Annotated in this window: 7 protein-coding genes and 2 pseudogenes; 2 read left to right on the top strand and 7 right to left on the bottom strand. The window is 41.8% G+C overall.

Annotated features, from left to right (window positions below):
* Positions 1-41: 41 nt before the first annotated feature.
* Positions 42-857: pseudogene (locus ACYRY3_RS25595) on the top strand (ThiF family adenylyltransferase); the annotation flags it as partial.
* A 139-nt stretch (positions 858-996) separates the two neighbouring features.
* Here ACYRY3_RS25595 and ACYRY3_RS25590 read toward each other — a convergent pair.
* The 6 genes from ACYRY3_RS25590 to ACYRY3_RS25565 form a co-directional block, all read right to left on the bottom strand.
* Positions 997-2,748: an RAMP superfamily CRISPR-associated protein gene (locus ACYRY3_RS25590; RefSeq protein WP_460204441.1), complete on the bottom strand. Its 1,752-nt coding sequence runs from the start codon at positions 2,746-2,748 to the stop codon at positions 997-999.
* 163 nt (positions 2,749-2,911) lie between these two features.
* The gene (locus ACYRY3_RS25585) at positions 2,912-3,373 is read right to left on the bottom strand and encodes a hypothetical protein (protein WP_460204440.1); all 462 of its coding nucleotides are present in this window, start codon (positions 3,371-3,373) and stop codon (positions 2,912-2,914) included.
* Positions 3,374-3,380: 7 nt separating this feature from the next.
* The gene (locus ACYRY3_RS25580) at positions 3,381-4,208 is read right to left on the bottom strand and encodes an RAMP superfamily CRISPR-associated protein (protein WP_460204439.1); all 828 of its coding nucleotides are present in this window, start codon (positions 4,206-4,208) and stop codon (positions 3,381-3,383) included.
* A gap of 75 nt (positions 4,209-4,283) precedes the next feature.
* Entirely contained in the window at positions 4,284-5,456 is a 1,173-nt protein-coding gene (locus ACYRY3_RS25575) for a type III-B CRISPR module-associated Cmr3 family protein (protein ID WP_460204438.1), read from the bottom strand.
* Complete coding sequence (locus tag ACYRY3_RS25570) at positions 5,444-7,378, bottom strand: Cas10/Cmr2 second palm domain-containing protein (protein WP_460204437.1); 1,935 nt, start codon at positions 7,376-7,378, stop codon at positions 5,444-5,446. The genes ACYRY3_RS25575 and ACYRY3_RS25570 overlap by 13 nt, the downstream gene beginning before the upstream one ends.
* Positions 7,379-7,521: 143 nt before the next feature.
* Positions 7,522-8,511: a CRISPR-associated protein Csx3 gene (locus tag ACYRY3_RS25565; protein ID WP_460204436.1), complete on the bottom strand. Its 990-nt coding sequence runs from the start codon at positions 8,509-8,511 to the stop codon at positions 7,522-7,524.
* 285 nt (positions 8,512-8,796) lie between these two features.
* Between ACYRY3_RS25565 and ACYRY3_RS25560 the strand changes: the two are divergent.
* Positions 8,797-9,021, top strand: a pseudogene (locus tag ACYRY3_RS25560) (carbohydrate ABC transporter permease); the annotation flags it as partial.
* 67 nt (positions 9,022-9,088) lie between these two features.
* Here the strand turns inward: ACYRY3_RS25560 and ACYRY3_RS25555 are convergent.
* The gene (locus tag ACYRY3_RS25555; protein ID WP_460204435.1) at positions 9,089-13,735 is read right to left on the bottom strand and encodes a hypothetical protein; all 4,647 of its coding nucleotides are present in this window, start codon (positions 13,733-13,735) and stop codon (positions 9,089-9,091) included.
* Positions 13,736-14,263 lie beyond the last annotated feature (528 nt).

Raw genomic sequence — 14,263 nt, 5'->3', positions numbered from 1 at the left:
TTTGTCTCCCTTATCTCTTCATCTCCCCCCGTTTCTGATAATTTATGCGCCAAAAGATATTCGGCGATATTTGTCAACAACAGCTTAATCAACTCAAAGTTACTCTCATAGGCTGTGGTGGTATTGGTTCAATATTTGCAGAATTATTGGGTCGTTTAGGTGTGAAAAACTGGGTATTAATAGACCCAGACCGTTTAGAACAAGTTAATTTAAATCGAATGCCTGGGGCTACACAAAAAATGGTTGAGCAGCAATGGTACAAAGTAGATTATGTCAAGTACTTAATTAAGAAAATTTATCGAACAGGTTCTTGTGTAAAAACCATACCCACATCAATCGAAAATGGCTTAGCCAAACAAGAAATTGCTGCTTCAGATTTAATTGTCGTGGCTACAGATAATCACCTTTCTCGCAAAATTGCCCAGGAATTAGCATTAGAATATATGCGTCCTTTAGTTTGTCTTGGGACTCACATAGATATTAAAAAATCAGATAATACACTACGGATGTACTGTCGCGTTACCGTTCCGCCGTTGGGAGGTGGCTGGTGTTTAATGTGTGGTAACATTATTAGTTTGCAAAGAGCAGCTTTAGAATCTGCACCTCTGGAGATTAATCAAATTGCTGCTGGTGCAGGTTATTTGGAAGGAATCAACGATCCCGCAGTTTTTTGGTTAAATAGCATTTGTGCTAGCACAGGCGTGGGTGTTATTCACGGGATGGTGAGCGGTTTTCTAAATTTAGATGCTGGGATTGATTGGATTTATGAGTTTCCTCGTTCTGTTTGGCACAAAACTAATATAGAGCATTTAGAAACCCCTGATTGTTATTTTTGTGCGACGGACAATAGAGAATAATCAGCAAGCCAAGGATTAAGGAGAGGGGCATGAGGGGTGGTGGGCGGTGCCCACCCTACGTAACTTACAAATGACAAATGACTAAGGACAACCATTCCCAGTTACCTTTTTTCATGCCAACCCACTTAGTAGAGGATTTTCAATTGTTAAAACTTGGTTTTGTTCCCCAAACTAAATTTAATTGTGCTTGCTCTAATCTTGCGATGAAGGGTTTAAGTTGGTCTCCTTCCGTTCTATGTTGCCAAGGTGACTGGGATGTGCGATCGCCATGAAACACTGTAACAATTTCCAAATATTGTCTACTGTCAATCGGTAACATTCGATGCCAGACTGAGCTAACAAAAAAAGGTCTTTTATCACCTTGATTTCTACCTCCAATTGCGGGAGTTGTTTTAAAAGTTTCATTATGAAATAACTCAACAACTTCCGATTTATTAACCACTTTACAGTAAACTGCAACACGTTGCGGGTGCCAAGCTTCTCTCCAATTCATTGCTTGAGGTGGTTTAGAACCTAAACGTTGACAGCAAACCTGATATAAATTTGCTAAGAATTCCTGCAAATCAGCGGAGGTTTTAATATTTAACCGACTAGAGTCAGAAGATTCCCAATGACAACCAATATTTATGCCTTTACGCTTAACATAATCAGAGTAAAATTTTTTGTGAAAAACCCTACGCCATGACTTCCCAAACCCACCCATAATGAAAGCAAACTTGAGCACCCATTCGAGGAATCTTAGGTCACGTTGGGGCGCATTGATGTGCAAAATTCCAGTTGTTTCATAAGTGGGATTGCTACCTTGATTGTTGTATGTCTCTATTTGAGATTCCCAGAGAATTTGAACAATACCAGGGGCTTCCGAACTGCCAAAAAAACTGTTTTCAGCCTGTTTAATAGCATCTCCACTATTGCATACCCCTCCTAATAATCGTTTGACGTGTCCCCTTAAAGTCGCCTTGAACAAATTAGGACGGAACTCAGGTTCATCACTCCGCAATAATGGACTGACACCAATTCCTTTTAAGGAAACGTTTAACGGGTAACTAGGTAAACTAGGAGATTGATTTGGGGTATGTCCTCCTAAACCGTAACCAGTGCTAGTTTTACCTCCCACACCTTGTTGTACTGCTTGCTTTAAAATTGTCTCAATTTCTTCCCATTTAACATCGGGATCTGTGCTACTCAATTCAAAAATGAGAGTGGGTTGGTAAAGGCTAATCATCGCCAGTGCTTTTGGCGAATCTTCATCTTCGACTTGACGCTTTTGTTGAGGATGGATGACATCGACTATGCAGTAGCGAGTCTCAGAAATATTTTCTCCTTGTCTGCGTACAGTCACCTTTTTCGTCCCAGCCCAATCATTGATGGGATAAGCACCATGAAAGCGCAAGCTACCGGGAATTAGCTGTTTATCGTCTCCACAATACTTGACAGCTTGCTGTAGGTTGCAAGCACGTCGAAATAAACCTTTAATGCTGCTACCAGGTATAATTGGTATGCCATTTTTCCCCAAGACAGGACGAAGGATGCTATCCTGACCGCAGTTACTCGACAGTCGGAAAGGAAATTGGATTTTGATGCGATAGATTTCACCATTTAAACCAAGTTGAGGTTCGCGGTGTTGATAGCGAGGTTGATTGTTGTTTTGAGAATTGGGATAAACCCACTCTTCCCGCCATTTTTCTAAATCTGCGTTATTTCCAGCAAATTGTAAACTACAACGTCCTAACACCTGAGCGCGATACATCATTGGAATCTGTTCTAAGTTTTTCTCTTGTGGAGAATTACCTTGAGGTTTTGAACCTTTGTTACCTGGAGTTTGTCCTTTTTCTACTACTGCAATGCCTAGTTTTTTTGCAGCGTCTCCCAGCCCTCGAATCATAGCCATTTCCTTAATTTATACAGAGTTGAACTATCGCAATCTGATTTGATTTTTAACAAATTCTCACCATCAAAACCTTTGGCTGGTGAGTTATATCATGTCCGGATAAACACTTACAAAAATACCCCACCCTAGCCCTCCCCTTATAAAGGGGAGGGAATTGTATACGCTATTCATCACCTTTAATTTTGTATCGCTGAGTCCACCAAACTAAAGCATCACATAATTGAGTCAATACCATGAGGGCAACTCGCTGATGTTCTAGTGGCATCGACCAGATTTTTTGCGCCATCTCTTGAATTTTTTTGGTTTCTTCGTCTTCTCTCTTCTTCCGGTCATTTTGTTTGGAACTAACATCATCATTAGGCAGAGTAATATCTGCTTGATGCAAAATCTCAGCAAGTTTATCCCAAACAGCTTTCCAATATTTGCCTTTGGCTGGTTTCTCTCGTCCCAGCCTTAAATGCTCTCCCCAAAATCTCTCTAACCCGTAGGCTACTGCCATTCGCATTTTGTGAGATTCATTCAAGACATCTTTACTATTACGATTTTGTAACACTAATCTTTGGGCATCGTAATCGAGATTATATGGTTGCCAGCCTTTTTTCTGAGGTGTTTGCGATTGTGTCATTTGATTTTTATCCTTGTGAATTTTCTACTAATTTAATTGTGATTTCAGTACGACCAAAACCTACAGATTCTAATCCACCAAAATACAATTCTTTCGGTTTGTTCATGCTAGTTTCTTTGATAAAATCTTCCCAATTAACAGGTTGCTCTTTAAAGGTTTTGCGTAGTGCAATAGGAAAAACCATCACTGTTCCTTCTGGGAGTGCTTCAACATTAAAAAATGCTCCTCCCTTAGCTTTTTTCTGCTTCTCATCAAGAGCAACCCGACTTTGGCGGTAAAGTGCCATGTCGTGAATCATGGAAATATCTGTATCTTCAACAACTAACAGGAGGTAACTATTATCAGCCACATTCTCTGGTATATATTCCGCCAGTGTTTTATCCTCATTTTCTAAGTGTAAAAATCCTAAGTTAAAAAATAAGGTTTTGCTGGATTTTTTCCCGTAATAGCTGTAAGGTTCAAAAGTACGTGGTGGTTTGCCAGTTAGCTTTTGATATCGCTTGAGTAAAGCAGGACAAGATACCCGCACTACTGGTTGATTGGGACAGTAAACGGGTAGCCACAAGATAGAAGCGTATTCAAATTTGATGATGCCTTCACTGGTGCTATCTGGTTGTCCTAGTTTGGCATCTTTCCCATACCAATCTTCTACATTACCTTTTTTTTGACGCATATCTGCACGAAATCTACCCCGAATTGAACTACCAGGAATAATCCCAGTTTGAGTAAATTGATCGCGGAAAATCAGGTTGAGATTACCTGTTTCTTCTCCTGCACTTGCACCTATATGCAGGGGGGCTAAGGTTTCAATAATACCGTAGGCTTTTTGATACATTTACACTACTCCATGATTTATGTTGATATAAAAGTTCGCGCTACAGGGCAGAGAGGAATTTTATACTAGGAAAGGTTAAGCGATCGCACTTGGTAAAGGTAGTGCTAAACCGCATCCCCAACGTTTTAAAGAGGGACCCTCTTTAGGGAACCAGTCATCAGGCCATTCTTGCCAAGATAAATTGATTGGCTCTTTGACAACATAGACACTACCTCCACGAACAGCATAACGTCCGCGAGACAAGAGTTTTGGCGGTTGAGAATCCTGTTCGTTGCGTTCGGATAACTGCTCGCGATTTCCCAAGCGGTATCGAAAGGGGATGGGACGTTCCGTGAGCAGGGCTTCTACTGACCAAACTTTTCGCTCGTGACTCTCTGGATTTTCTTGTGCATATTTTTGGCGATCGCCTTTTTGCAAATAAACAGGTTCTCGATAAGATAGACGATTAGAACCCCAAACCGCTGAAGTAATGAGGGCAAAACTGTTTTCAATTCTGCGATTGAGTAAAGTTGTGATATTTTCAGCTATGTTTTGACAGCTGACATCTACTATATGTCCCTCACCGCCAAAGCGATACCAACCAGGCTCAAGTTTGGTATTGGAAAGGTAAACTAAGCAACTACCGGGTTCCATTTGCACTGAGTTTTCTAGAAACAAACTTCCCTGCGTTGCTTCTCGCTCGTTTGTCTGTCTCATAACACGCCGTTCATCTAGTTCAAGGCGTGGATGTAAGTGGCGTAAAAACTCCCAAGGATTTTTTTTCACTTCTTTGGCTTCATCCCACTGATTGATTGCTAACCAAGTATTACCTTCAAATTTATCTACTGGGCTTTTGTTTTTCTCATCCAACCAGTGGTAAATATTGTCGCCTTCTGCGTCTTTGTACTGAAATACTGCAGTTAATTTGTGCTTGATTTTGCCATCTTTAACTAAATAGTTGTGTGGAGTCGGGACATAAAAGTTTTGCTCGGTTGGCGTTAACTCATCTGTATTTCCCCAGAAAGGACCAGCTAACTGTAAATCCTGAATTTCTGTATCTGTATAGGCAGCGGCAAATAAACCTGATAAAGTAGCCGCACTGGGAGGAAAATAACTACCAGAACGCCCGACTAAATTTTCAGGTGAGAGAAATTTTCCTGCACTACCATAGAGTAAACCCAGGGGTTCGATTGCTATGAGATATTTGAATGGCGGGCGATGAGAATCTTTTGATTGTGTAGCAGAATTCGACGCTTCTATTGCTGACATAGGTGAAATCCCACTTTAGCAAGGTTAATAATCCAGTGATTGAGTGCTTGGTTGACTTTGACAGTATCTATTTCTGAGGTACCATTTTTGCAGTAATTTTTGCGATCGCCTAAAATTCCGGTTTTGATTGGTTGTTCTTTGGCATCATAGAGATTCCACCAGTTGTCCTGTTGTGCTATTAGATCCCGCCAGTAGGATTTTTGTTCTGTATTTTTGGCTAGTTGTTTTTCTTGACGTTTGCCATCAAGAGATACCTGCGTTGGGAAATAAATCTCTAACAGCCCTAAGGCTATTTCTGTGGTATTATCTTTTTCTGTGGTATTATCTTTTTCTGTGGTATTATCTTTTTTAAAAACATGACGGGATTCTAAAACAGCGACATCATTATATATATGCGTCCAGTTTTGTTTTTCTTTTCCTGAATTGCCGTTGCGATCGCGATAACTCGCCAGCAACCCTGTTTCTAATATCCACCAAGGACACACCCATTCTAAGTAATTACCGTTATTGAACAGCACCCGGAAGGCGATGCGATCGCGTCCTTTAGCTTTTGCAGATTGCTCCGCCTCACGACAATGTTGCAATATATCGCGTTGCGGGATACCAGGCGCAGCCCAGACAAAACCAACACTGACAGTAATTGGTTTTTTCTCTGGTTGATTATTATTCTTATCCCACACCTCTTTTTTGAAGGTAGAGAAGAAATCAACACAACGCTTTGGTTTCAATTCACCTGTTTGTTTTTTTTCATAAAAAACGCCTAAAAAATCATCACCTCCGGCGTAAACCACACGACAATCTTCGGGCGGGTGATTTTTAAAGTAATCTTTAAAGTCCTTACCCCAGTTCCGCATTAATTCGCTAAACTTATTTATTTGGCTTGCTTCTTCTGATTTATTATCTGCAAAACTTTTGAGGTAATTACCAGCTTTGTCACCATCTCCTTGAAACCAACCTTGGTAAGGTAGCCGATTTCGTACTAGCTGATAGCTATCATCAATTTGCTTGTCTTCATTAAGTCGGCTGATATCTTTAAAAGAATTGGGTTTGAGGTCTTCTGATAACTCTTGAAATTGTTTGCTGATTGCTGCAAGCTGGGTTTGGTCGATTGCAAAAAGCTGTTGAAATCGTGCGATTAATCTTTGTGCGATCGCAAGATGTGTAATTAACCGTTTCACCAACTCTGGAACGCTGAGTTCCTCATTAGCAACAATAAAAGATTCCCCGTATTCTTGGCGGCGCTCAAGTCTACTAGCATCTGAAAACTCGAAGCCCATCGCATGAATAAAACTTTCTCCTAATTTCTGACTTAGTTGTGTGTAAAACTCAGCAACAACTGTTTTTTCTGCTTGGTAATTATATTTTTTTGGTTCATGAATACCAAGTCCGGGGTAAGCAATTGCATCTGCACCCGAAAGTGTAGAGCTTTCTCCTTGCCAGTTTATCCCAGTCCAGCCACGGGAGCGTTTTTTTTCATTCAACAGTTGACGAACAGCGCTAATACTTTCACCAGGTTTTCCTTGAACCCAGAAAAATTCCCAAGCATATTTAGTCCACAATCCCCAAACTCTTTCCCAAGATTGATAGTTCCATTTTGTCCCATCAACTCGATATTCAACTTGTTCTTCAATCCACTCACGACAAGTTTCCGTTACACATTCCCAAGCTGTATTTAAGGCAAATTTGGCATCTTCTTTTTTGAAATCTCCCTGAATAATAATTTGATTTGGCATTCCTTGTGTTACGTTGGGTAGAGCTGGTGACACAACAGAACAATTATTGCGTTCAGCAACATAACAAATTGCCCAAGCCAAAAAGGAAAGTAAATAGGAACTCCCATATAAGTCACGTAATTTACGCGATTTCTCGATAAATCCTTGAACGGGTGCGAAGGTGATTGCAGTGTAAATTTGGTTCGTCATAGACCAGGATATTTCAGTGCAAAAGACCGAACAATTATATTTGCGGTAGAGAAAATTGCAGTTAAGATAAGTATTACGAAATAATACTCTCTAAACAAGCCGTTTTTGTCACAATTGGACAACAGTTTAGGATATCTTAATACTTAACATTTCGTTAAATGAATCAATATCTCAGCTAACGCTTGTACCATCGGACGAGTTGATACATTTTGCCCCCGTTCTAACTTATGCACGCTACCACTGAGTAATGGGGCTTGCTGTAACAGTTCGCTTGTTCTCTGCTTCCACTCATCAACGAAATCTACCCGATCTTCAACTGCATCTAACTGACTGTGAATCTTAGCAACAATCTTCAGTCCAAGCTGCTGACAAAATTTTTCCCACTTAGCAAACTTGCTTGTATCTCCTGACAAGATAACTGCATGAGTGGCTGGCTGCATAATTGTCTCGTTTTCTGGTGAAATTTTACCGCCCACATCAATAATATTGAGTAACTGATTAGCACTTTTGACCCACTGGGCTGCTTCTTGGGCAAATTCTGGGGTAACATCTGCTTTATTCACAGGTTTGATATCTTGGGCTAGTGGCTGATTATTTTCATAAGTTTCTTGATGCCATGAGCCTTCTCCATCAGGACAAGCAGTAATTACATAGGGATAAGGTGCGCCCAGATTGGCCAAAATCGCCCGTTTTAAACCATCTCGCAAACAAGATTTGCCTGATTTCGGTGGTCCGCACAAAACCACTTTAATGATAGATCGTTCTTGTTGCGGTTCTTCTGTTTGAATTAAATCCCCTACTTGATATGTTGAGGAGCCATGAGAAATGGTTACTATATAATTTTTGTATCTGACTGCGCCACTTGGTGTGTCAATCTTTCTGCCGATTTTGGGGTCAAGAACGGCGACTACTTCATATAGGTGAGCTAGTCTGTGGGAGAGAATATAAGCTACAGGAACAGATTGCGGTCCATCAATGAGGATGCACTCGCCTCCCTTAATTTGCTGAGAGTCAATCATCATTTCTAACAATTCTAGAGCATCGCGCACAATGCGATCGCCCTGAGCTGGTAAAAGTCGATTAAATCCAACTCGTAACACCTCACCTTCTAGTTTCAGCTGGTAGCTATGCATAGATGATTGTATCTGTATTGAACAGTTCCACTATCGCATAGGCATGGAAAAGAGGGGTTTCCAATGGGTTGCTAAATCTAGAATACAGTAGAGACGTGCCATGGCGCGTCTCACAAGGTTTTCTATGATTTCTATACCGATGCTCCAGTTGATACACCACTGTAAGGTTAATTCATATTAAGTCCGGTTAATTAGTTATGATTAAACAATCTGTGCAAAAACCAGAAAACTCGCTCCCCCTCTCCCTCTCCCCCCCTCTCCCCCTCTGCCTTAATGATAAGTCTTTACCCGGGTTCTTGGAGTGATTTTCTTTGGCCCCTAATTGTTATTCAAGATGAAAGCCTCTACACTCTTCCGTTAGGTGTAGCAAAGCTAGTCGGTACATTTTCTCTGGATTGGCGATTGGTAGCAGCTGGGTCGGTCATTTCTATTGCCCCAGTATTGGTGTTATTTCTGTTTTTACAACGCTACATTGTTCCGACAGAAACTGGTAGCGGTGTCAAAGGTTAGTTGGCTTTCTTAAAAGAAATTAATACATAGTAAGAAAGCCGATTTCATGAAGAAACCGGCTTTTTTGTTACTGAACTACTCCTAAAGCAAAATTAACCGTGTAGGGCTCATCTAGTGATTGCCGAGTACTTGCTTTGATGGTATTCAGATAGCGAGCAATTAACTGCAGTTGTTGAGCATTGGGACGATAGGTGAGACTTCCTTGTTTTTCAAAAATTGGTGCAGCAGCGATCGCCTTATAATCGGGATTTTCAGATGAAGTTTGAGTCAGCCAGGTAGCTTGGAGGCTAGAAGGAATTAAACCGGGAGGAAGTTCACCTTCTAGGAAAGCCAGCAGGCGTTGCTGACAGTTGCGGGTGTTGATACCGCGATTTTCAAACAACTGAATAACTTCACCAAAAGATATGGGTCGAGTTGGCAAAATTCGCAGTAATTCAGTAAACAGAAAATAGTCTGTGTACTGTTGTCTGGAAACTTCTAACACTTGAGGATGCAGGGGAAGCACAGCCAAACCATAAGCAACCCGGCTGCAACTGGGAGAGCCGTTTTCACCAAGATACAAATCTTGGATAATTCTGGCATTAGGTAGTTTTTGCCGCAGCCAGCGACTTACTGCGCCCAAAGAAGCGACCCCGCCAGTTAGGATAGCTTGATTGATTCCTTCTGTGGGCAAACCTTTAGCAACCAACAATCGATTAAGTTCTCGATTGAGACGACGGACAAAGGGGACAAACACATGGCTTTCCAAGTCTCGCCGGTGTAATACCCATCGCTGGTCTGCCAGTTCTAAGGTAAAAGATTCTTGATGTTGTAGAATGAGCTTCAGCGCAACTGCTGCATCGACAACTGCTTTTCCCAGCAAAGAACTTTCCAACCTCTGTTGCAGGCGTACACGCTCAACCACATCGGGTTCTCCCGGTCGGGGAAGGTTGAATTCTTCTAAACTCAAGCTGGAAAACTGCATTTGATCCAACCCAGGAACGGCTGGTTGCCAGTGCCAAGGGTTGCTACTTACGGTTTTGCTATCTCCTTGGTTGTTAGTGCGTGGTTGTCGCCATTTTGGTGGCAGCAGCAACTGGCAAATGATATCTTGCTCGACTCCTTTACCAGCATAGGTAAAGCCGTGGAGCATAAAGTCATTATGAGTTAAGTCTTCCAAATTTTCTGGCAAATCTACCAGCGCCATTTCCGTTGCATCAGCCCCAATACTGATGACAAGAGTGCTGCCCATCAAAGGACGATCGCTGGTTTTTGCAAGGCGGGAACCTTGGCGACCTTTTATCTTGACAATTTCACCGCTAGCACCATCAAGTTCTGACAGCAAACACGCGATCGCTTCTTCTACAAAGAAGACTTGTTGTGAGTGCTGCACCAGTTTGCTTGTTAGTATGGCTTCCCTAATATTAAAGCGATACTGTTCCGACCAGTTAGATGGGCAAGTACAAATCACACCAGTCAGATGACTGATAATGCTGCGGAAAACTTCTTGGTCAATTCCAACAGCCGCTGCTGTTAAACCTAATGTTGTGCTGCTACGATCTGCCATTAATGTTAGCAGTAATTTTGAGAGCGATCGCACAACCCAAACTAAAGGAACAGTGGAAAATTCATTTAACTGCAAAACTGGTTCCCATTTTTGCCGTTCGTTTTTGTACGGAAGGGCTATTTGTAGATAGGGTTTTAACTGTGCAGAGAAGAGATTGTGGGTAGGAGTCGCAAGGGTTTGAGAATTTGCCGCCTCTGCGTCAGGTAACTTTTCTTCAGTCACAGCCGTAGATGTTGTTTGTTCTTGTGGTAAGCTTTCTGTTTCCCCAACACTGACAGAAGCTGTTGGTAAATAAACTTCTGCTGGTAAACGAAACGATTTAGTTTTAGAAGTTGCTTCTGGTTGGTTTTCTGCCGTCCAGTAAAGAGGATAAATCTCTGTTGTGGAGCGATTCAACAGTGCAGCAGAAATTCCTGTTGTTCCCAAATCAATTCCTAAATACCAAACTGAGTTAGCTGCATCAAGTGTCACTTCTGTATCATTGGTTGAATGAGAAATTGAAACTAAAGAACCTACCAGTTGTTCTTGAGTAGCCTCATTTTTTTTTTCAGTTTCCGCCACCAATTCTTTTTCTGCACTTGAACCAGGTTCAGCTGCTGGTGATGGTGCTTCTTGAGGAATCAGCCGACTTTGTGTTTTTTCTCGATTGTCTAAATCATTTAAAGGCTGCAACAGAGAATTGAGTTCTCCATCAAAGCTAGCCAAATCCTGTTCCAATTGCTGTAACTGTGCTTCTTCTAAGGAAATATCAGCTACCTCTGAAGGATTATTTTCCTCTTGTGATAGTAAATTTTCTGCTAAAGAAGCAGGAGTATAGATTTCTTGGGAAGAATCTACATCGCGATTGTCAACAACAACGAGTGAAGCTTGAGTTGCTGAGGTAACAACCCCTGTACTTGCTAAGCTCTCAGAAGATGATACTTCAATTGATTGTTCACCTTCATTTATCTCAGACAACAAATCGGTTAGCGCTGAAATTGTATCAGCACTTGGGGGTATATCAACCAGAAGGTCTGCCTCATCGCTGACAATATCTATACCAGTATTTTCCACAGGAACGTCTTGTCTATCCCCAGCGACAGTATGGCTGCCCTCTAAAACGTGAGAAACCGCACTTTCCATCCAAGGATCTGGTATGGAAGCAGCAGAATCATCAGACTGCTCTTGATTTGTTTGGTCTGCTGGTAAACTTGTATTATCTAGAGATAACTCATCCGTTACACCTTTTACTTCATCTGCTGGCAGATCCGTTGGGACATTCGGTGCTTCAAAAACCACTTCATGCAGGAAAGTTTCTGAATCTAAATTTTGTTGATTTGTTGTCTGTGGTGGAATTGCGGTAGATGGGGATGACCTGACATCCATGAATAACTCATCTATGAAGTTTGTTGACCCCTTTCCCTCAGAAGTCACTTCTGGCGGAACAACTTTTGGAAGTGGATTTGTTCTAAGTAGTGAAGTGTTGATGAATGGGTACGGTGTGACATCGATGAATAAATCGTCTAAAAAGTTTTTGAACTTCTTGACTTGCTTGGTCTCCACAGTGCCTTCCTGAGAGGCAACTTCTGGTTGTGCTTGGTTAATCACAGGTGTAATCGGGGTATCAACAGCTAAATCATCCTTTACACCTGTTGCCTCATCGGTGGCTACATTTTGAGTGACTGTTTCCGTACCTGTGACATCTGATACTTCAGCAGTAGCTACATCTTGAGTGACTGTTTCCGTACCTATGACATCCGTTACTTCATCGCTAGCTACATCTGGAATTACTGTTCCCGTAGTTGTGACGTCTGATGCCTCATCAGTGCTTACATCTTGAGTGACTGTTCCAGTGGACGTAACATCCTTTACTTCATCGGTAGCTACATCTTGAGTGGCTGTTTCAATTAAGGTAACATTCAATACATTATCATGAGCAATGTTTTGAGTGACTGTTCCGGCACTTGTGACATCCGTTACCTCATCTACTGCTGTGTTCCCAAATAAACTTGCGTACAGTTGGTCTACTTCATCACTTCCTAACTCAGAGCTATCCGGTGGTAAATTATCGGTAGTAACTGAGGGTGTTTGGGTATCTTGATTGAGTGGAGAAAGTACCCCATCTAAATTTGTTGTGGTAGCAGTATCCTCATCTTCGCGATCGCTAACTTGTGGATTAATAATTGTGGGTGAGGGCAAACTTTCTACTTGCTTGGGTTGGGGTAACTCAGGAGTCAGCTGTTGGGACAGGGGCGGCTTTGGGGTTTCTTCTTGGACATCGTGTATGGAAGATGATTGTCTCTCAGAAGTCGCTTCCTGTAAATGCTCTGTCAAATTATTAATTAGGCTTGTGAGTAACTGTTCTCCCTGCACTCCTTGACTGTGCATTCTTGAAAGGGCTTGCGACAAAGACTCATGATATGTGTGAATATTGCGTTGAAGAGAGTCAAACACAACATTCACCGTTCCATCAAGTGCTAGTATCTTTTGATCCAGCTCCCGAGCAAGTCTTGAAATCTGCTCGACGCGATCGAGTGACTCCAGTGAAGGTTGTTCGGAAGCAGTTTGTTGCTGCACATAGCTACTAGCACTAGGCGTAGCAGAAGCAGTTTCAGTATTTGTTGGAATCTGCTTTTCCTGAGGATTTGTAACAGTTTCCGGTATTTGAGGTGTTGTATTAGAGACAAGACGGCTCTTGAGCACCTGCAAAAATTCTGAAATCATTTGCTCCTGATTTGCCAATTGTTGGGCTAAGGAGTAGTTATGCAGCCGCTTTTGTTCTAATTGCCTGATTTCCTCGACAAGATTTGTCCGTTCTTGCAGCAGCGCTTGCAATTCTGCTTGCAAAGGTGCCAAAAAAGCAGAAAATTGATTATTTTCTTCTCCCCTAACAACAGGAGTACCTCCTTCCTGTTGAAGTTCGTTTGGCTGAGATGGGGAATGTTCCTGTCCGGCAAATCTCGCCAGCAAACGGGATTGCTGTATTTGTTGCTCGCTGCCGCTACTGGCAGCTGCTTCCGCATCGCGCTCATCACTCTGGGCCAATCTCATCAAGAAACCGCGAAGTTGTTCTAAAATCTGCCGTGGTTCTGAGGCTTGACTGTTGAGAAACCTAGAAAGGCGCTTGTTAGTCAGTAAGCGGTCAATATCTGCAATTAAGTTTTGAGTTTCTGTTAACCGGGAAGTCACGTTTATTTACCTTGACTAGAACTGTAAAGTTGGTGGTATATGAATTTGTACAACTGTTGCAATTATGTTATTCACTAGATAGGGGTCTATCAATACGTGTTAAAAATGTGCCTACTTTGAGACATTAGCTTAGCAGTTCTGTGCAACTTAGGTACACAAAAAGTGCTTTTAATCGGCAAGTGTATCGGATCTCCCGTCCCTCACTGGTTCTTTCGCTTGTGCCTGGGTGGCTGATGATGCTGCCATAACGGGTCTCTAGTGGCTTTTAAGTATTTTAGGTTAGCAAAAATAAATTATCTTGAACATTATCTAGTAGAATTTTTCTACTATGTTACGTATGGGGAGTATTAAGTAATAGCGGTTGTAGCGTCCCTATCCCTCCAGGCGAACTTTCTTGGCTACATAGGGAGGTAAAATGCGTAGCAGCTTAATATTGGGTAAATTTCTTTATCAAAGTTTTTTCGCCCGCCATATCGTGTAACATAATTTAGCTTTATATTTCCTGGGTTGTGCTTTCATAGCTTATGC

It is taken from the genome of Scytonema sp. NUACC21 (assembly GCF_054684315.1).
This window is presented reverse-complemented; position numbering and strand designations above follow the sequence as displayed.

Bases quoted from the DNA above. Each gene is read 5' to 3' on its own strand.
- ACYRY3_RS25580 (WP_460204439.1), bottom strand. From the start codon at position 4,208: ATGTATCAAAAAGCCTACGGTATTATTGAAACCTTAGCCCCCCTGCAT.
- ACYRY3_RS25570 (WP_460204437.1), bottom strand. From the start codon at position 7,378: ATGACGAACCAAATTTACACTGCAATCACCTTCGCACCCGTTCAAGGA.
- ACYRY3_RS25590 (WP_460204441.1), bottom strand. From the start codon at position 2,748: ATGGCTATGATTCGAGGGCTGGGAGACGCTGCAAAAAAACTAGGCATT.
- ACYRY3_RS25585 (WP_460204440.1), bottom strand. From the start codon at position 3,373: ATGACACAATCGCAAACACCTCAGAAAAAAGGCTGGCAACCATATAAT.
- ACYRY3_RS25575 (WP_460204438.1), bottom strand. From the start codon at position 5,456: ATGTCAGCAATAGAAGCGTCGAATTCTGCTACACAATCAAAAGATTCT.
- ACYRY3_RS25565 (WP_460204436.1), bottom strand. From the start codon at position 8,511: ATGCATAGCTACCAGCTGAAACTAGAAGGTGAGGTGTTACGAGTTGGA.